We start from the raw sequence: 19,301 nt of genomic DNA, 5'->3' as shown, positions 1-19,301 counted from the left end.
TCAAAAGGAAATACCCATGGCCCTCTCTTTCTCCAGATTTGCCGCAAAACTCATTGCCGGAACCGTCGTCGTCGCTTCGATGGCCACCGCCGCCCACGCGGATGCAACGCTTGACCGCATCAAGGGTCGCGGCAAGCTCACCGTCGGCGTCATCCTGTCTGGTGCACCTTTCGGCTTCATCGATCCGAAGACGCAGGAGCAAAAGGGCCTCAACATCGATGTTGCCAAGGCACTGGCCGCCGGTCTCGGCGTAGACCTGGTCACCGAAACCGTGACCCCGCCCAACCGCGTGCAGTTCCTGCAGCAGGGCAAGGTCGATATTCTCATCGCCAACATGCAATACACCGAAGAACGCGCCAAAACGCTTGATTACGTGCCGACCCCCTATGACCGTCAGGGTGGCGCCGCCATCGGCCGCAAGGATTCGGGCATCAAGGACTGGTCGGACCTGAAGGGCAAGATCGCCTGCGTTTCGCAGGGCTCGAACTACACCCAGCCGCTCATCGAGCAGTACGGCGCGCAGGTGAAGGCGTTGCCGAGCCAGCCGGAGTCGCTCTTGGCGCTGAAGGGCGGCAATTGCGATGTCTCCGTTCACGTCAACGGCACGCTGAGCCTGATGCTCCAGGACCGCGCCGACGAGTGGAAGGATTACGGCATCCTCATCCCCACCGACCTCATCCCGTCGGATTCCGTCATCTGGCTGCGCAAGGGTGAAGCCGACACGCAGGCCGCACTCGACAAGATCGTCAAGGAATTGCACGCCTCCGGCAAGATGATCGAATTTGCCAAGGCCAACCGCCTGCCGAGCATCGGCTACATGGAAGAGCAGAAGAAGAAGCTTTCCGCCGCGCAATAAGGCGTTGGGCAATCTGGTTCGTCACCTTCACCTTTGCGTGATGGCGGGCGTCAGCCAAGAAGGCGTTTACGACAACCCTAAGGAACGGCCGGTTTCGCCTGCCGTTCTTTTCTGCTTTATAACAAGGCAGGCCATTCTGGCGCCGCCCGTCCGGCGGCACCCGCAATAACAGCATGGATTTCCGATGCAGGATTCGTTTACAGCGCGCTTCATTGAACTCGCCGCGCATCTCGGCCTCAACTATGATTTTCTGAACAGCGGTTACGAGGTTCAGATCTGGCTTGATGGCATGAAGATGACGCTCATCCTCGTCGCCGTCACCTTGCCGCTCAGCCTCGTTTTCGGCTTCATTTTCGCCGCCATGCTCACGTCGGGCAAAGTCTGGCTCGCCGGTCCCGTGCGTGCCTATGTCGAACTGACACGCAACACGCCGACACTGGTGCAGCTGATGTGCGGTTTCCTCGTGCTCAACATGCTGATTTCCAATGCGCTGGGCGGTGCGCAGAACAATCCGTTGACGCCTTTTTTCTGGGTCGTTGCCATCACCGGCCTGCACGTTGCCGCCTTCCATGCGGAAGCGTTGCGTGGCGGTATCGAGGCGGTGCCGACCACCACCATCGAGGCGGCGCGCGCCATCGGTTTCAGTTCGCTGGAGATTTTGCGTTACGTCGAGTTTCCGCTAGCGATCCGCACGGCGCTCCCTTCCATCATCAACAATCTCGTCAACCTGGTGAAGCTCACAACGGTCGGTTCGGCGATTGCGGTGGGTGAAATCACCTATGCCTCGATCCTGATCTGGACGCAGCGCGACAATGTGGTCGAGTTGATGCTCGTCATCCTCATCTTCTTCAGCGTCATCAATTTCATCGTCGCAAGGGCCGGTCTCTGGCTTGAACGACGCCTTGCGGTTCCGGGGTTCGGCCAATGAGCGCGGTGGTTTCTCAAACGCGGGTGGCAAAGAAGCTGCCCTTCGGTACCATTCTGCTGCTCGGCGTGGTGATATCAGTCGTTCTGTGGCTGATCCTCGACCCCTCGCTCGGTCAGGTGCTGCTGCAATGGCTGCCCTATCTGGCGAAGGGGTTCGCCATGAATGTGCTGATCAGCATTCTGGCAATCGCCATCGGTACCTTCATCGGTGTCCTGCTCGGCATCATGGAGCTTGCGCCTTACCGTCTGGTGCGCGCGCCGGCGCTCACCTATGTGCAAATCTTCCGCAACGCCCCGCATCTGGTGCTGATATTTGCCGCGACCTACATCTTTCCTTTCGAGATCGTCGCCTTCGGCAATTACATTCCCTTCCCGGACTGGATCAAGGCCGTCGTCGGTCTTGCCATTCCGGCGAGCGCCCATATTGCCGAAATCACTCGCGGCGCCATCCAGTCCATCCCGACCGCCCAATGGGAAGCGGCGCAAGGACTGGGCTTTTCCCGTAACCAGACACTGCGCTGGATCATCCTACCGCAATGCGTGAAACGCTCGCTGCCGCCATGGATGAACCTCTATTCCTCGATCACCATGGGCACGGCGCTCGCCTCGCTGGTGGGCGTGCATGAGCTTTTGCACGCCGCCACGGATGCCAGCACCGCCGTGCAGCGCAACGATTTCACCGTCGTGGTCTATCTCACCGTCCTGATGGCGTTCTTCCTGTTCTGCTATCCCGTCTCCCGTTTCACGCAGCGCCTGGAACGGCGCTTCGCTTCCCGCTGATTGGAACACGCCATGTCCGCACCCGCACCACAAAACGCCGCCCAAGCCCCTGTCACCAAAGCACTTGTCGAACTCGAAGGGATTCATCTCTCCTTCGGTGACAATCAGGTCCTGAAAGGCATCGACCTCACGGTCAACAAGGGCGACGCCGTCTCCATCATCGGCCCTTCCGGCTCGGGAAAATCCACGATCCTGCGCTGCATCAACGGCCTGCTCATTCCGCAATCCGGCAAGATCACCGTCGGCGGCACCCGGGTAGACCAGTTGAAAACCGAGGCAGAGCGCATCGCGCTGCGCAAGCGCATCGGCATCGTATTCCAGCAGTTCAACCTCTTCCCGCATCTGACGGTCATGGAAAACATCACCATCGCGCCGATCAAAATTCTCGGCACGCCGAAGGCGGAAGCCGAGCGCCATGCCCGCGAATTGCTGGAGAAGGTCCGTCTTTCCCAGAAGGTCGATGCCTATCCCGGCCAGCTTTCCGGTGGCCAGCAGCAGCGCGTGGCCATTGCCCGTGCGCTCGCCATGCGGCCGGAGCTGGTGCTGTTCGACGAAGTCACCTCGGCGCTCGATCCGGAGACCGTGGGCGAAGTGCTCGCCGTCATCCGCGATCTCGTCAATGACGGCATGACCAGCATTCTCGTCACCCATGAAATGCGCTTTGCCGAGGAAATCAGCGATAATATCGTCTTTACCGAAAACGGCCTGATCGTCGATCAGGGCACGCCGGAACATATCTTCTACAGGTCGACCAACCCACGCATCAACGCCTTCGTCAAGGGTCTTGGCGGGCAGGTGGCGCGGGTGACCGACGGCGAAGGGATCTGACGCCATGGCCGCCGACGAAAAACTAACCCTCCATCTTGCCGAAGCCATCGCCGCTTCCGATCCGTTACGCGATGAAGAGGCGGTCACAATCGCCCGCACGGCTCTGATCGATTTTTTCGCCTGCCAGCTGGGTGGCGCTGCCGACAGAAGCGCGAAAATCCTGATCGATACCTTCACGTCAGGAACGCAAGGCACGGCCGGAATCATCGGCCACGATCTGCGCACCGATGCCTTTACCGCCGCCCTCATCAACGGCCACGCCGGTCATGTGCTTGATTATGACGACGTCCATGGGAGCGTGCGTGGCCACCCCACTGTCGCCATCATTCCAGCCCTTTTGGCTGTTGCGGTCGAGGAAAACTCTACAGCGGATGCCTTCATCGCCGCCTATATCGTCGGGCTGGAGACCATGGCGCGGATTGGCCTGTCGCTCGGCACCAAGCACTACGAAAATGGCTTCCATGCCACTGCCACACTCGGCCCCATCGGCGCTGCGGCAGCTATTGCCCATCTCCTGAAATTCGATCCGCAGACCACGGCCGTGGCACTCGGGCTCGCGGCCACGCAATCGGCCGGGCTTCGCCTACAGTTCGGCTTCGATGCCAAGCCGCTGCATGCCGGGCTTGCCACGCGCGCCGGCCTTACCGCTGCGCGACTGGCACGATCAGGTTTTCAGGGCGCACCGGATTTTCTGGAAAATCCGATCGGCTTTTATTCCGCCTTCGCCTTCGGCGCCGAGCAGCCAAAACGCGTTCTCTCCGGCTGGGGCGCACCCTGGCAGATCGTCTCGCCCGGATTGACGCTCAAGGCCTTTCCCTGCTGCACTGCCGCCCACCCCGTCGCCGTCGGCGCGCTTGCGCTGCGCAGCGCCCATGATCTGACACCGAACGAGATTGAAACAGTCGTTATCACCTTCCCCCCGGGTGGCGACGCTGCCCTCGTCGGCTCAGCCACACCCGCAACCGGCATCGATGCGCGCTTCAGCCCCGAATATGTCTTTGCTGCCGCGCTGACCGACGGAGCAATCGGCATCGGCCATTTCGACGAACGCCCGGCGCGTGCCGATCTGCTCGCACTTTCAGCAAGGGTCTCGCGCCGGCACGATGAGACCGCCCGCCGCCTCTCCCCCGATCCGACCACCCGTTTCGTGGTCATCGATGTGACAAAAAAGGACGGCTCAGTTCTCTCGCGCCGCATAGACGGTCTTCCCGGCATCGACGATCCGACGGAGAAATTCGCCGACGCCACCGGCGGCAACGAAAAATTCGCCGGGATTCCGGCGCTGGTGCGGAGCATGAAGACCGCAGCCGATCTCAGGAAGCTCGAAATTCTTCTGGCAACCGCAATATAACTCGACCGACATGAAGGCATGACCCCATGACCAATACGACCCGCAAAAGACAGATGCATCTCGGCCTTTTCCTGCAGGGCGCCGGGCACCACGTTTCCGGCTGGCGTCACCCCGATGCGGAGGCCGGCAGCGAGAACTTCGATCTGCTCACCCGCGTCACGAAAATGGCGGAAGCCGCAAAATTCGACATGGTCTTCCTCGCCGATGGCCTGACCAGCGGTGTCGACGCCCATCCGTCGATGATCGCCCGTTTCGAGCCGCTGACATTGCTGGCAGCGCTGGCCATGGTGACCGACAAGATCGGTCTGGCCGCCACCGCCTCCACCACCTATGGCGAGCCCTATCACACCGCCCGCGCCTTCGCGTCCATCGACCATCTCAGCCATGGCCGCGCGGCGTGGAACATCGTCACCACCTCCTATGCCCGCACGGCGGCGAATTTTTCCAAGAGCCATCCCGAGCATGACGAGCGTTATGCCGTGGCGGAAGAATATGTAAACGTCGTGCGCGGCCTGTGGGACAGCTGGGACGACGATGCCTTCGTCAAGGACAAGCAGGCTGGGCGTTATGTCGATCCGGAAAAAGTCCATATCCTCGACCACGAAGGCAAATACTTTACGGTCAAGGGCCCGCTCAACATTCCGCGCTCGCCGCAGGGGCACCCCGTTCTCATTCAGGCGGGCTCTTCGGGACCGGGACAGGACCTCGCCGCCCGCACCGCCGATATCGTCTTCACGGCCCAGCAGGCAATTTCCGAAGCGCAGGCCTTCTATACCAGCCTCAAGGCGCGGGTGGCTAAATTCGGTCGCGATCCGGCAAGCGTCGCCGTGATGCCGGGTTTCATGCCGATCATCGGCCGGAGCTTCGAGGAGGCCGGCGAAAAGCTGAAGGAACTGAACCGCTGGACCGACATCAGAAACGCCATGCCGCTACTTGAAGAACGTATCGGCCACAGCCTTGCCGATTACGATCTCGACGGCCCGCTGCCGGACCTGCCGATCTCCGACCAGCTGCGCAGTCGCGCTGAACTCCTGACGGAGCTCGCACGTCGTGAAAAGCTGACAATCCGGGAACTGGCGCTGCGCGTTGCCGCGGGCCGTGGTCACCACATCGTCATGGGAACGGCGAAAGAGGTGGCGGACCGGATGCAGCAGTGGTTCGAAAACGGTGCGGCCGACGGTTTCAACGTCATGCCGCCCTTCTTCCCCGGCGGGCTGGAGGAATTCAACCGCGAGGTCGTGCCCCTCCTGCAGGAGCGCGGCCTGTTCCGCAAGGACTATGAGGGTTCGACGCTGCGTGACCACCTCGGTATCGCGCGACCGGCCGTGCGGGCATAACGGTGTGCGGATGCCCGATCAAAGGCATCCGCATCCACCAAATCCTGTTCATGAAAAGCGGCCCCGGGGCCGCTCCCTTTATGCGGCCACCCTTGCGGAGGCCTGATCGCGCCGAACGGTATTTGAAGTATCGGGGCGCATGGACAATCCATCGTCGCGCTGAGCCGTGCGGCGGTTCAGCTTGAACAGGCTGACAAGCTGAGCCAGCGCATCGGCGCCCTGTGCCAGCGTCGTACTGATTACCGTGGTGCGGGCGCTCATCGCCGCATTTTCCTGCGTCATCCGGTCCAGCCGGTTAACGGCCTTGTTGATCTCGCTGATACCGGCGGCCTGCTCGTCCGCCGCTTTGGAGATCGTGTCGACATTGCCGTCAATATGCCGGACCAGTGAATCGATCTGCTTCAGCGCCTCACCGGTCTCGCCGACCAGCCTGACGCCCTCAAGAACCTCGGTGCCGGAATTGTTGATGAGCGCCTTGATTTCCTTGGCGGCACTGGCGGAACGCTGTGCAAGTTCACGCACTTCCTGCGCCACCACCGCAAAGCCCTTGCCAGCATCGCCCGCCCGCGCGGCTTCCACACCGGCGTTCAGTGCCAGTAGGTTGGTCTGGAAGGCAATTTCATCGATCACGCCAATGATCTGACTGATTTCCCGCGATGCCGTTTCGATACGCTGCATGGCATCGACCGTGCGCTCCACGACTTCGGTGGAAGCAACGGTGGAGGCCCGCGCGCTCTGCACGAGTTTGCGCGTCTCTTTCATATTTTCCGTCGATGAGCGAACGGTCGCGGTGATTTCTTCGAGCGCCGCCGAGGTTTCCTCAAGCGCCACCGCCTGCTCACGCGACCGTTCGGCGAGATTGACGGAGGCTTCGCTGACTTCCTGGCTGCTGCGGGTCAGGTCACCAGTCTGGCCGAGAACATTCTCCAGCGTCTTCTGGAATTCGGCGATGGATTTGTTGAAATCCTGCCGCAGCCTTTCGAATTCGCCGACGAAGGGTTTGTCCAGCGTGACTCGGATATTGCATTGAGACAGCCGCTCGAGCGCAGCCCCAAGTTCCTCGACCGCATGCACCCTGTCCGTCACATCAAAAGCAAATTTCACCACCTTGAAGACGCGACCCCGGTCATCAATGATCGGATTATAGGAAGCCTGAATAAAGACCCGCTTGTTATCCTTGCCAAGCCGCATGAACTGCCCGGTCGAGAAATGACCTCTGCCAAGTTCCTTCCAGAAATCCCGGTAGTCCTGGGATTGGGCATAGGCCGGCCCACAGAAGATCGAATGATGTTTGCCGATGATTTCTTCCGCCGTGTAACCAAGCGTCGTGAGGAAATTTTCGTTGGCGCCGAGGATTTTTCCGTCTGGCGTAAATTCGATCATGGCCTGCGCCCGGGAGAGCGCGGCGAGTTTGCCGTCATCTTCGGCGCTCTTGCGCTTGATCACGGTGATATCGGTTGCGATCTTGACCACCTTGTAAGGTTTGCCGAAACGGAACACTGGATTGTAGGAGGCTTCGATCCAGATTTCATCGCCATTCTTGGCCTGGCGCCGATACTGACCCTGATCATATTCGCCGCGCGACAGCTTTGCCCAGAATGCCTTGTATTCCGGCGAGGCGGCGTCTTCGGAAGACAGGAATATGCTGTGGGCGCGCCCGACGATTTCAGACGGCTGATAGCCAACAGCCTTGCAGAAATTATCGTTCGCTTTCAAAATTTTTCCGGTCAGGTCGAACTCGATGATGGCCTGTGAACGGCTAAGCGCGTCCAGCACTGCAGAAGCGTCCAGACCAAATTTGGAAAAGTGAGACATATGCTTGAAACCCCAACAGTAACCAATATGCGGACCGCTTCACCCCTGAAATATAAAGATGAAAACGGTCAGCCTGCCTGCACGCGAAACTAGCCGGGTACGGTTAAATAGCGATTAATGATGACTTATAACTATCAATCCGAAGCGTCGATTAACTGCCGACATGCTTTGCCGCCGAAATATTCGCCTTGTCTATTTCGAACCGCTTATTTGCCACAGTGCTGATATTTCTGCGTCAACGACGCGATGCGGCCTTTCATCCAAACGGCATTCATTGTTATGGCGGGGTGAAAGACTAGTTTGCAGGAGCGCCGATGACCAAAACCCTGAAATGCGATGTGCTGGTGATCGGCACCGGCATCATCGGTTCCATGGCGGCGCTTTATCTGCAGAATGCCGGGCGCGACGTCGTGCTTCTGGAGCGGGGCGAGGTTGGCCGCGGCGCGAGTTCCGGCAATGCCGGCATTCTGGCCTTTCCCGAGATCATTCCCATCCCAGCGCCGGGCATCATGAAAAAAGCGCCCCGCTGGCTGTTCGATCCGCTGGGCCCGCTCAGCGTGCCGCCGGCCTATGCGCCGAAGATTGCGCCCTGGTTATGGCGTTTCTGGCGCGCCAGCGCCGAGCGAAACTTCCGTCACGGGCTGAAGTCGCTTACGGAAATAAACCGGCTGGCGGCCGTGGAAATGGCCCATGTTGCCGCCATGCCGGAACTATCGCACCTCGTTTCAAAAACCGGAACGCTCGATCTTTACGACAGCGAGGCTAGTCTCAACGCCGCTCGCAAGGATTGGGAAGAAAAACAAAGCGCCGGCTTCACCTTTGAGCGTGTCGGCCGTAACGAGATCGATGCCTTGCAGCCGGGCCTCGCACCGCAGTTCCGCCACGCCATATTCTCTCCCGATGGCCTCCAGGTCTCCAACCCCTATGATTTCACCCGCGCCATCTTCGATCTGGTGGTTGCCCGTGGCGCCAGCCTGCGCAAAGGTGAGGCCGAGCGCATCGATGCCGTCGGCGAAAGCACGATCGTGACGCTCGAAAACGGCGACAAGATCGACGCCGACAAAGTGGTGATTGCCGGCGGCGCCTGGTCGAAAAAGCTTGCCGAAACGCTTGGCAACATCGTGCCGCTGGAGACCGAACGCGGTTACAACACCACCCTGCCCGCTGGAGCCTTCAACCTGACGCGCCAGCTTTATTTCAATGATCATGGGTTCGTCGTCACCCCGCTGTCGACGGGCATCCGCGTCGGCGGTGCCGTCGAACTCGGCGGGCTCGAACTGAAACCGAATTTCCGCCGCGCCGAAGCGATGCTGAAGAAGGCCGGGCGCTTCCTGCCCGGACTGAAGCCGGAGGGTGGGCAGCAATGGATGGGGTTCCGCCCATCCATGCCGGATTGTCTGCCCGTCATCGGCACGGCCCGCGCCACGCCCTCCGTGATCTACGCCTTCGGCCATGGCCATCTGGGGCTGACACAATCTGCAGCAACTGCCCGTCTGGTGACGCAGCTGGCCACCGGCGAGGAGACGGCAATCTCGGTCGACCCGTTCAGGCCAGGACGCTTTTCCTGAAGGAAGAGGCCTTGCCTATTTCACTTGCTGCATGGAATCGTCCGGAAACGTCACCTCTGCGAAGGACGGATAGACTTTGCGCAGGATAGCGACCTGCTGCTGGTCGCTGACCCGCAGTAGATACCATTCCGCACCATCCATCAGTGCCAGGGTATGGGATTTCGCCTCGATCGTCTGGCCACCGGTTTCCATGACCGTTTTCGTCGGAACAAGCGCATAGGGCGTTCCGTCGGGCGTTTGCGCGAGGCTGATCTCCTGCGTGTCCATGGTGAATTCGGTTATCTTGACCGCCGCGAGCGCCATCTGCATCTGCGCCGTCAAGGCGCCGCGCAATTGCTCCACGGTGATACCGGCCTCGCTTGCGATGAATTCAAAGACTTTCGGCGGCACCGTCTTGCTGACAGTTCCAAAATCCTGCGCATTCAAAGCCGCGCTGAACCGCTCGATCTGCGTGCGAAGACCATCCTGTTCGGCAGGCGAAAGATCGCGCGACCAGACAGGATGGGCAATCGCCACCAGCAAGAACAGGCAATATACCAGACGCTTCATGGCTTGGCCTTTCCGGTTATCCGGCATCGCCCGGTTCCCGGACCGGGAACCGCTCATGAATGACATTGCTCAGCGCAGCAGAACGAAACCCGCAGCCGAAAGCGCGACGAAGACGATCAGACCGCCAAGGAAGCCCGCGGATGTGAAGAAACCTGCGACCATGGCCAGCATCAGCACGCATAGCAGCATGGTGCCATACTTCGTCATGGCTAGAAAACCGTTATAGGTCTTTTCGTGCTCGGCGTAGTTCATCTCGGCACCAACTTCGACCGGACCCGTGTGATGTTCGCTCATTCCGCTTCCCCTTTGCTCCATCCGCCATGCCTGTCGCACGAGACGATTTACCCGCGGACGATCGCAGGTCCATGCCGGATTCTCCGGAGCCAGACGTAACATGAAGTCGCCGAAAAGTGCAATGCGTTCTGCGCGAAAGAGCGGCAACGACATGCACCATGACTGCTCCGCCGGGCAAAGTATGCCATAGGGCAACATTCTTTCGCAAACGGTTGAAAAGCGGGCTTCGCCGCGCCGTTTCATGGCGGTTTTGGTTGCTTTTCGAACTGCCTGACCATACACGGGATTCTGTGAGGAGGAACTCTGGGAACCTGTGGCAACGGATGCGCGTGGAGGCGCGGCCGCCGTAGGGATACCGGACTTTGCTCTCCGCCATAAACCCGCAAAGGGCCCGCAAACGGGAAGAGGGGAAAGTAATGAAATCGCTTTTAAAACTAAGCGCGCTGATAGACCTTGTGAGCGAAGCTCTGGGCAAGGTTGCCGGTTATCTCGTGCTCATCTGCTGCCTCGTCAGCGCCGGCAATGCCATGGTCCGTTACGCCCTGAACTATAGTTCAAACGGCTGGCTGGAAATCCAGTGGTATATGTTCGCCTTCATCGTGCTGATCGGCGCATCCTACACGTTGCGCATGAATGAACATGTGCGGGTCGACATCATCTATGGTGCCATCTCTCCGCGCAGCCGCCTGTGGGTGGACATCATCGGCATCGTGCTGTTTCTGATACCCGCCTGCTTTTACCTCGCCTGGCTGTCCTGGCCCATGTTCACGCTTTCCTGGCATCAGGGTGAAATGTCCTCGAATGCCGGCGGTCTCATCCGCTGGCCCGTGAAACTCGTCATCTTCGCCGGTTTCGCCCTGCTGGTTCTTCAGGGATTTTCCGAACTCATCAAGCGCGTCGGCGCCCTCAACGGGCTTTATGCGCTGGATACGAAATACGAAAAGCCCCTGCAATGATCGCGCCGATCTGAACCTTCAGGATATTTCCCATGTTTGAATATGGTATTCTTCCACCACTGATGTTCCTCGGCATGATCATCTTCATGCTTTACGGATTCCCGGTTGCCTTCTCTCTTGCCACCGTCGGCCTCGTTTTCGGCGTCATCGGCATTTTCACCGAGCATTTTTCGCCGGCCTTTCTTCAGGCCCTGCCGCTGCGCATCTTCGGCATCATCTCGAATGACCTGCTGCTCGCCATTCCCTTCTTCACCTTCATGGGCGCGATCCTGGAGCGATGTGGCCTTGCGGAGGACCTGCTTGAGGGAACCGGCAAGCTGTTCGGCGCTATTCCCGGCGGCCTCGCCTATGCCGTCATCATCGTCGGCGCGATCCTTGGCGCCATCACCGGCACGGTTGCGGCTTCCGTCATCACCATGGGCGTCATCTCGCTGCCGATCATGCTGAAATACGGTTATAATCCGCGGCTTGCCACCGGCGTCATCGCCGCATCGGGAACGATCACCCAGGTCATTCCACCCTCCCTCGTCCTCATCGTTCTCGCCGACCAGCTCGGCAAATCCGTGGGCGACATGTATCTCGGCGCGATCGGCCCCTCGATCCTGCAGGTGACGATCTTCATGCTGTTCATCCTGCTGATGTCGATCGTGCGGCCGAAGGACCTGCCGGCGCTGCCGCCGGAAGCGCGCGGCGAGCTCAACCGGGCGCTGGTATTCCGCGTGCTGGCGGGCATGATCCCCTCCATCGTGCTGATCTTCCTGGTGCTCGGCACCATCTTCCTCGGGCTGGCAACACCCACCGAAGCGGGTGCGCTCGGTGTCGTCGGCGCCATGGTGTTGGCCGCGGCACACCGTCGTCTCAGCTGGGACCTTGTCAAGCAGGGCATGCATTCCACCATGCACATCACATCGATGGTGGTGTTCATTCTGGTCGGCGCCACCTGCTTCTCCCTTGTCTTCCAGGGCATGGATGGTTCACTGTGGATCGAACACATGTTGTCGGGCATTCCGGGCGGCCCGATCGGCTTCCTGATCTTCGTCAACATCTTCATCTTCTTCCTCGCCTTCTTCCTCGATTTCTTCGAGATCGCCTTCATCGTCATTCCGATGCTGGCGCCGATCGCCCAGTCGCTCGGCATCGATCTGATCTGGTTCGGCGTGCTGATCTGCATCAACATGCAGACGAGCTTCATGCATCCTCCTTTCGGATTTGCGCTGTTCTACCTGCGCTCCATCGCACCGCGCTCGGTCAAGACATCGGATATCTACATGGGCGCCATCCCATGGCTAGGCATGCAGCTCATCCTCGTCGCCATCGTGATCTTCTGGCCGGAATCCGTCACCTATTGGCTCGACAAGGCACCCGACGTCGATCTGAACTCCATCAAGATCGAGATTCCCGCCTTCGGCAATCAGGGCGGCAACACCATGCCCAATTTCGGCCAGCCGGGCGGGTTGCCGGGCATGCCTAATCTCGGCGAACCGCCGAAGGTCGGGCCGTAAGTGGCGTGTTGTAAGGGCTGGGCGAAACGCTTATAGTTGCGGAGTGGAAGACAGGGTTCCAGCCCTGCCTTCCGTTTGTTTATCGTTTGAAATGAAGCCGGACAGTCACTGACCAGCCTGTCCGGTTTTTCCTAATGACAAACGCAATGCTCAGTGGTTTCCACATCGCATCACATCCACAGTTGAGAGCAAGGCCTTTGCCGAGGTCGGCGTGGCCAATCCTCGCCGACACTCCGGCTGGTATCGGAACCTACTGCTTTTGCGCACAACAGAAATGATCGTAAATCATCCTTTCTTGTCGGGCGCGTGAAGGCATAGGCACACAACAAAAACCCCGGAGAACGAAGTCTCCGAGGTCTTTGCCCGGTCCGCCGCCGTTACCGAATAATCAGAGCTTGCCGTTACGCTGCTGGATCATCATGAACGTATCGAAAGTGTATTCCGCAAGCTGCATCCAGAGATAGCCCTCGCGCTTGAACGCGACCTGGTCCTCGTAGATCTTCTTGAAGTCCGGGTTGGATGCCGAGATGTTGGCGTAAACTTCCAGCGCAGCCTTGTAGCAGGCTTCGAGGATTTCCTGGCTGAAGGGCCGGAGCACCGCGCCCTCCGACACCAGTTGCTTGATGGCGATCGGGTTTTTCGCGTCGTATTTCGCCATCATGCTGGTGTTGGCAAAAGCGCAGGCATCCTGCAACACCATCTGATAGTTCTTCGGCAGGCTGTTCCACTTGTCCAGATTGACGAAGGAATGGATGACCGGGCCGCCTTCCCAGAAGGCCGGATAATAATAATACTTCGCGACCTTCTGAAAGCCGAGCTTGTGGTCGTCATAAGGGCCGACCCATTCAGCCGCATCGATGGTGCCTTTTTCAAGCGCCGGATAGATATCGCCGCCGGCGATCTGCTGTGGCACGACACCAAGCTTCTCCACCACCTTGCCGGCGAGACCGGCAATACGCATCTTCACGCCCTTGAAATCGTCGACGGTATTGATTTCCTTGCGGAACCAGCCGCCCATCTGGGCACCGGTATTGCCTGAGATCATCCCGTAGAGATTGTGCTTGGCGTAAAACTCGTTGAGCAGCTTGTTGCCGTTGCCTTCATAGAACCAGGAATTGGTCAGGCGGGCATTAAGGCCGAAGGGTATCGCCGTGCCGATGGCGAAGGTCGGATCCTTGCCGACGTAATAATAGGAGCAGGTGTGGCACATTTCGACGGTGCCGGATGACACGGCATCGGCCGCCTGCAGGCCGGGCACGATTTCACCAGCGGCAAAGGGCTGAATGGTGAAATTGCCGTCGGTTGCTGCCGCGACGTGCTTGGCAATATCCTCTGCACCGCCATAGATAGTGTCGAGTGATTTCGGAAACGACGACGTCAGGCGCCAGTTTATCTTGGTATTTTGCTGTGCAATGGCAGGCGCGGCCAAGGCTGTCGCAGCAGCCCCCGCAAGCGCGCCTTTTTTCATAAAGGAACGGCGATCCATCTATATCCTCCCAGATATGAACGCTGCCCGCAGCTTTGAATTCCCCTCGTCGCTGTTCAGGCATCGTAGCGAAGTAAGCACGGTTCCAGCCCGGCTGACAAGCACCCGTTCCAAGAATTAATCGCGGAAAAACCGGCGGTTTCGAGAATTTTCTCGACTTCTCCTCCGTATTTTATTTGCAACTGAAATATCCGAGCGACGCCTTATACTTTAGATGCATATATGACCGATAGAACGCAAAACACACGCTTGACTTGGCCCACCGGCAGTCGCACAAATTTCGAAGATTCGTCCCGGAGCCACCATGCCAAAACCCATCATCGCCGTTCCCGCCGACATCAGGCATTTTGCCGGAGCCGACTGGCACGCCGCGCAGAACCAGTATCTTTCCGCCGCTTTGAAGGTGGCGGGCGTCATGTCCTTCATCGTCCCGGCCCTCGAGGATGGCAACGAGGTGGACGCCATTCTCGACCGGGTGGATGGCCTGCTCGTGTCCGGTTCCGCCACCAATGTGCACCCTTCCCTCTACGGCAAAGAGGCGCAGGAAAGCGATGGTCCCTTCGACCCTGCCCGCGACGCCACCAGCCTGCCGCTGATACGTCGGGCGCTGGAACGCGGCATTCCGATGCTTGCCATCTGTCGCGGTATTCAGGAACTGAATGTGGCGCTGGGCGGCACGCTGGCTTCCGAAATTCAGGAACAGCCCGGAACGTGGGATCACCGCAAGCCGGAACATGACGACCGTGACGTCGCCTTCGCCATCCGCCAGCCGGTGCATGTGCGCGAGGGCTCCTGCATCGCGCAACATCTCGGCATGTCAGGCGAAATCCAGATCAATTCGCTGCACCGACAGGCGATTGCCGAGACAGCACCGCGCTTGCAGGTGGAAGCGACCGCCGCGGATGGCACCATCGAAGCTGTCTCCGTCATCGACGCCAAGGGCTTTGCCGTCGGCGTGCAGTGGCATCCGGAATATTGGGCCGAGACGGATGCGCCCTCGCGCGCGCTATTCGAGGCATTTGGCAAGGCTGTTCACGCTTACCGTAACAGCAAGGCCTGATCTTTGCCGATCCCCTCATTCATCCGCCCATAAAAAAGGGGCAAGCTCTGAAAGCTTGCCCCAAGTCCGGGAGGAGGAGTGTTCAGCGCTTTGCGCGTTTCTTCTGGCGGTAAACGTCGGCGACCACGGCGGCAACGATGATCAGGCCCTTGACGATCTCCTGGTAATAGGCGTCGACCCTGAGGAACGTGAAGCCTGAAGTCATGACGCCAAGAATGATGGTGCCGATGACAGTTCCGGTAATCCGGCCAGCGCCGCCGGCGAGCGATGTGCCTCCGATGACGGCCGCAGCGATGGCGTCAAGTTCATACATCACACCCATGCCGGCCTGCGCTGTCTGTGCACGGGCGGCGGTGACGACGCCGGCGAGACCGGCCAGCAGACCGGCAATGGCATAGACCTTGATCAGATGCGCTTCGATATTGATACCGGAAACGCGGGCCGCCTGCTGGTTGGCGCCGATGGCGTAGGTGAACTTGCCATAACGCGTATAACGCAGCGCGACGTGGAAAATGACGGCGACGACGAGGAACACCACGACCGGCCAGACACCTGTACCGATGAAGGTGAAACCGTCAGTCAGACCGGAAATCGGCTGGCCCTTGGTGTACCATTTGGAAAGGCCACGCGCCGTCACCATCATACCGAGGGTTGCGATGAAGGGCGGGATTTTCGTGCGCGCTATAAGTTGCCCGTTGATAAAGCCGGCCAATGCGCCAGCCAGAATGCCGACAGCCAGCGGAATGAAGAAGGGCAGATCAGTCAGCCCCGGATAAAGCGCCCGCGGCCATGTGGATGATTGCCCCACGCTGGCGGCCAACATCGCCGTCAGGCCGACGACGGAGCCGGAGGAAAGATCGATACCGCCGGTGATGATGACCTGGGTCACGCCAACGGCGATGATGCCGATCACCGATACCTGCAGGATCATGATCGTCAGGCGTTGCTGGTTCAGCAAAAAGCTCTGGCCGATGAAAATCCAGCCGAGAATTTCATAAACTAGCGCAATGCCGATCAGCACGAAAAAGATATTGGCCTCGGGCGGGATGCGCCGGTGCGGCTTGCGTCCGGATTTTGCGTCCAACTGTGCGTTGGCGGCGTTCGTAGTCATAATCGTTCCTCCTCGAGAAATCCCGGCGCGCCTCACCGCGATGCGAGATCCATCACCTTCACCTGCGTGGCTTCACTTCTAGCAAGGAAACCCGTCACCCGACCTTCATGCATGACCATGACACGGTCGCTCATACCCAGAACCTCCGGCATTTCGGAGGAAATCATAATGACGGCGACGCCCTGGCGCGCCATCTCGCAAACCAGCTTGTGAATTTCCGCCTTGGCCCCGACATCAATGCCGCGCGTCGGTTCATCGAGAATGAGAATGCGCGGCTTGGTCAGCATCCAGCGTCCGATCAGTACCTTCTGCTGGTTGCCGCCTGACAGGTTCTCGATGCGCTCGTAAAGATGCGGCGTCTTGACGCGGAGCTTGCGGCACATTTCTTCGCAGGCTTCCGACAGCGCGTTTTCCTGCACGAAGCCGTTGGCGACATATTTGTCCTGCAGCACCGCGATCTGCATATTCTCGAGAATATTGAGGATGAGCAGGCACCCGGTATCCTTGCGGTCCTCCGTCAGGAACGCCATGCGGTGACTGATAGCCGTTGTCGGGCTGTCGATCGAAACCGGCTTGCCGTCGATCGAAATCGTACCCGAGGAAGCGGGCGTCACGCCAAATACCGTTTCCGCCACATTGGAGCGTCCGGAGCCGACGAGGCCCGCGACGCCGAGAATTTCACCGGCGCGGACATCGAAAGAGACGTCATGGAAGACACCGTCCAGATTCAGGTTCTTGACCGACAGCACTACGTCACCGATCGGAACCTCTTCCTTCGGGAACATCTGGGTGATTTCTCGGCCTACCATCATGCGGATGATGTCGTCACGCGTCACATCGGTGGACGCGTGGGTACCGATATATTTGCCGTCGCGGAAAACGGAGAACTCGTCGGCGATCTCGAACAGCTCGTTCATCTTGTGGGTGATGTAAACGATGCCGATACCTCGTTCCCTCAGATCGCGGATGATGCGGAAGAGATGCTCGACCTCGCGCTCCGTCAAAGCCGATGTGGGCTCATCCATGATGAGAACGTCTGAATTGTAGGAAACCGCCTTGGCGATTTCGACCATCTGACGGCTGGCGACGGAAAGCTCGCCGACACGTGTTTCCGGATCGAGATCAATGCCCAACCGTTCCAGCAGCGTTTCCGTGCGGCGATACATTTCGCCATGATCGATGAAGCCCAGCCGGTTTTTCGGCTCGCGGCGAATCCAGATGTTTTCGGCTACCGTCATATAAGCCATCAGGTTCAGTTCCTGATGGATCATGGCAATGCCGTTTTCCAGCGCGTCGAGCGGGGAATCGAGACGTATCGGCGCGCCCTTCAGGCGGATTTCTCCGTTATCCGGCTGGTAGATGCCGGCGAGAATCTTCATCAGCGTCGATTTGCCGGCGCCATTCTCACCCATCAGCGCATGCACGGTACCGCGCTTGAGGTGGAACTGCACATCGTCGAGCGCCACAACGCCTGGAAATTCCTTGCGTATGCCATCCGCCGCGAGAAGAAATTCCGCATTCGGCACGGCTCCGCTGGCGCGCACGGCGGCCATTGTCGATGGACTGACGACCATCTCATCCTCCACAATAGACAAAAATACCGGCGACAGGCTCGCCATAAGGCGCCTCGCCTCCGGGGAGGCTTACAGCGCCATGTCGGTCACGACAAAAAGGGCGCTGTAATAGTTTGAATTTACTGAAATTCAATCCTGGCCCGCGTGGGCGCCGAAGCAATTACTCCAGCGCCGTCTAGAACCGGCATCCGCCCGTCATATAGAAAACGGGCGCAGATGCCGGAACGCGGACGTTAGTTCTTGGCCACGTAGTCCTTGACGTTTTCAGGCGTGACGAGCTGGAAGGGAATGTAGACCTTCTTCTCGATCTTGTCGCCCTTGACGAGCTTCAGCGCGGCATCGAGCGCACCCTTGCCCTGCCCTGCAGCGTCCTGGAACACCGTCACATCCAGATCGCCGGCCTGCATGGCCGCGAGAGCATCCTGCGTGGCGTCGACACCGGCGACCACATAGCTCTTCATGTCCTTGCCGGCAGCCTTCAGGGCCTGGATCGCGCCAATCGCCATTTCATCGTTGTTGGCAATGACGGCGTTGAATTCGATGCCGCTGGAGAGCCAGTTGGTTACAAGGTCGGAACCCTGCGTGCGCTGCCAGTTCGCGGTCTGCTCTTCAACCACGGAAATGCCCTTGCACTCGTCGGTCTTCAAAACATCCTTCGCAGACTGTGTGCGCATACGCGCCGCCTGGTTGGAAAGCTCACCCATCATGATGACCGCGTTGCCCTTGCCACCGAGAAGACGGCAAACTTCTTTCGCTTCAAGCGTGCCGGCAACCGTCTCGTCGGAGGCGACGAATGCCTGGCCGTCCGGCAGGCTATCGACGTTCACCGGCTGGCGGTTGACGTAAACCAGCGGAATTTTGGCGTCGGCAGCAAGCTTCGACATGGCCGCCGTCGCATCCGTATCAACGGGATTGACGATGATCGCATCGACCTTGGAGGCGATGAAATTCTGGATCTGGCTCTGCTGCTTGGCAACGTCGTTCTGAGCGTCCTCGACCTGCAGGGTCACACCCTTCAGTTCCTTGGAATAATCCTGCATGCCGTTGCGCAGCACGGTCAGGAAGTTGTCGTCGAACAGCGCCATCGAGACACCGACCGTCTCCGCATGTGCTGCTGTGCCGAGAAGCACAGACATGGCTGCGCCAATGATAAATTTCTTCATTGCGTTTTCTCCTCCATGGCGTCCGGTGCCGCCTCTCCCAACCGGAGGCGAACCCGAAAGCCCGCCGCAACCTCCTCAGATTCAGAAAACGGAATAATGAAACCGATTTTCTGTCTGTTCGATATATTTATTCCATTTTTGGTT

17 protein-coding genes are annotated in these 19,301 nt (G+C 59.2%); 10 read left to right on the top strand and 7 right to left on the bottom strand.

The features are described from left to right. The first annotated feature begins 16 nt into the window (after window positions 1–16). The 6 genes from GSF67_RS21625 (at window position 17) to GSF67_RS21600 (ending at window position 6,079) form a co-directional block, all read left to right on the top strand. Entirely contained in the window at window positions 17–856 is an 840-nt protein-coding gene (locus GSF67_RS21625) for a transporter substrate-binding domain-containing protein (RefSeq protein ID WP_006315188.1), read from the top strand. A 184-nt stretch (window positions 857–1,040) separates the two neighbouring features. After that, window positions 1,041–1,784 carry an amino acid ABC transporter permease gene (locus GSF67_RS21620; RefSeq protein ID WP_006315186.1) on the top strand — a complete coding sequence of 248 codons (744 nt, stop codon included), beginning with the start codon at window positions 1,041–1,043 and terminating at the stop codon, window positions 1,782–1,784. After that, on the top strand, window positions 1,781–2,563 hold the full coding sequence (locus GSF67_RS21615; RefSeq protein WP_006315185.1) for an amino acid ABC transporter permease: 783 nt from the start codon (window positions 1,781–1,783) through the stop codon (window positions 2,561–2,563). Before GSF67_RS21620 ends, GSF67_RS21615 begins: the two co-directional genes overlap by 4 nt. Before the next feature lie 12 nt (window positions 2,564–2,575). Beyond that, complete coding sequence (locus GSF67_RS21610) at window positions 2,576–3,391, top strand: amino acid ABC transporter ATP-binding protein (RefSeq protein WP_006315184.1); 816 nt, start codon at window positions 2,576–2,578, stop codon at window positions 3,389–3,391. Between the two features lie 4 nt (window positions 3,392–3,395). After that, the gene (locus GSF67_RS21605) at window positions 3,396–4,742 is read left to right on the top strand and encodes an MmgE/PrpD family protein (RefSeq protein WP_006315183.1); all 1,347 of its coding nucleotides are present in this window, start codon (window positions 3,396–3,398) and stop codon (window positions 4,740–4,742) included. A gap of 26 nt (window positions 4,743–4,768) precedes the next feature. Further along, on the top strand, window positions 4,769–6,079 hold the full coding sequence (locus tag GSF67_RS21600; RefSeq protein ID WP_006315182.1) for an LLM class flavin-dependent oxidoreductase: 1,311 nt from the start codon (window positions 4,769–4,771) through the stop codon (window positions 6,077–6,079). Between the two features lie 78 nt (window positions 6,080–6,157). Here GSF67_RS21600 and GSF67_RS21595 read toward each other — a convergent pair whose 3' ends face one another. After that, a complete protein-coding gene (locus GSF67_RS21595; protein ID WP_006315181.1) occupies window positions 6,158–7,894 on the bottom strand; it encodes a PAS domain-containing methyl-accepting chemotaxis protein in 1,737 nt (578 codons plus the stop codon). Window positions 7,895–8,208: 314 nt separating this feature from the next. Here GSF67_RS21595 and GSF67_RS21590 point away from each other — a divergent pair, with 314 nt between their 5' ends. Continuing rightward, a complete protein-coding gene (locus GSF67_RS21590; RefSeq protein ID WP_006315180.1) occupies window positions 8,209–9,462 on the top strand; it encodes an FAD-binding oxidoreductase in 1,254 nt (417 codons plus the stop codon). Between the two features lie 15 nt (window positions 9,463–9,477). Here the strand turns inward: GSF67_RS21590 and GSF67_RS21585 are convergent, their stop codons facing one another. Continuing rightward, a complete protein-coding gene (locus tag GSF67_RS21585) occupies window positions 9,478–10,011 on the bottom strand; it encodes a hypothetical protein (RefSeq protein WP_006315179.1) in 534 nt (177 codons plus the stop codon). 69 nt (window positions 10,012–10,080) lie between these two features. Continuing rightward, entirely contained in the window at window positions 10,081–10,305 is a 225-nt protein-coding gene (locus GSF67_RS21580; protein ID WP_035216233.1) for an aa3-type cytochrome c oxidase subunit IV, read from the bottom strand. A gap of 416 nt (window positions 10,306–10,721) precedes the next feature. On the opposite strand from GSF67_RS21580, the gene GSF67_RS21575 reads away from it, so the two are divergent. Together GSF67_RS21575 and GSF67_RS21570 are read left to right on the top strand one after the other, a co-directional pair. Further along, on the top strand, window positions 10,722–11,261 hold the full coding sequence (locus GSF67_RS21575) for a TRAP transporter small permease subunit (RefSeq protein WP_006315177.1): 540 nt from the start codon (window positions 10,722–10,724) through the stop codon (window positions 11,259–11,261). 32 nt (window positions 11,262–11,293) lie between these two features. Further along, window positions 11,294–12,763, top strand: a complete 1,470-nt coding sequence (locus tag GSF67_RS21570) for a TRAP transporter large permease subunit (protein WP_006315176.1) — start codon at window positions 11,294–11,296, stop codon at window positions 12,761–12,763. Between the two features lie 388 nt (window positions 12,764–13,151). On the opposite strand, the gene GSF67_RS21565 is transcribed toward GSF67_RS21570, so the two are convergent. Beyond that, window positions 13,152–14,249 carry a TRAP transporter substrate-binding protein gene (locus tag GSF67_RS21565; RefSeq protein WP_006315175.1) on the bottom strand — a complete coding sequence of 366 codons (1,098 nt, stop codon included), beginning with the start codon at window positions 14,247–14,249 and terminating at the stop codon, window positions 13,152–13,154. A 304-nt stretch (window positions 14,250–14,553) separates the two neighbouring features. Here GSF67_RS21565 and GSF67_RS21560 point away from each other — a divergent pair, with 304 nt between their 5' ends. After that, window positions 14,554–15,309, top strand: a complete 756-nt coding sequence (locus tag GSF67_RS21560) for a gamma-glutamyl-gamma-aminobutyrate hydrolase family protein (RefSeq protein ID WP_006315174.1) — start codon at window positions 14,554–14,556, stop codon at window positions 15,307–15,309. A gap of 82 nt (window positions 15,310–15,391) precedes the next feature. Here GSF67_RS21560 and GSF67_RS21555 read toward each other — a convergent pair whose 3' ends face one another. The 3 genes from GSF67_RS21555 to GSF67_RS21545 form a co-directional block, all read right to left on the bottom strand. Further along, window positions 15,392–16,420, bottom strand: coding sequence for an ABC transporter permease (locus GSF67_RS21555; RefSeq protein ID WP_006315173.1), 1,029 nt, complete (start codon window positions 16,418–16,420; stop codon window positions 15,392–15,394). Window positions 16,421–16,452: 32 nt separating this feature from the next. Continuing rightward, window positions 16,453–17,994: a sugar ABC transporter ATP-binding protein gene (locus tag GSF67_RS21550; RefSeq protein ID WP_010972980.1), complete on the bottom strand. Its 1,542-nt coding sequence runs from the start codon at window positions 17,992–17,994 to the stop codon at window positions 16,453–16,455. A 233-nt stretch (window positions 17,995–18,227) separates the two neighbouring features. Next, complete coding sequence (locus GSF67_RS21545) at window positions 18,228–19,157, bottom strand: sugar ABC transporter substrate-binding protein (protein ID WP_006315171.1); 930 nt, start codon at window positions 19,155–19,157, stop codon at window positions 18,228–18,230. Between the last annotated feature and the right edge of the window lie 144 nt (window positions 19,158–19,301).

Origin of the sequence: Agrobacterium sp. CGMCC 11546, assembly GCF_013365515.1 — a bacterium.
Classification (GTDB): Bacteria; Pseudomonadota; Alphaproteobacteria; order Rhizobiales; family Rhizobiaceae; genus Agrobacterium; species Agrobacterium fabrum.
This window is presented reverse-complemented; position numbering and strand designations above follow the sequence as displayed.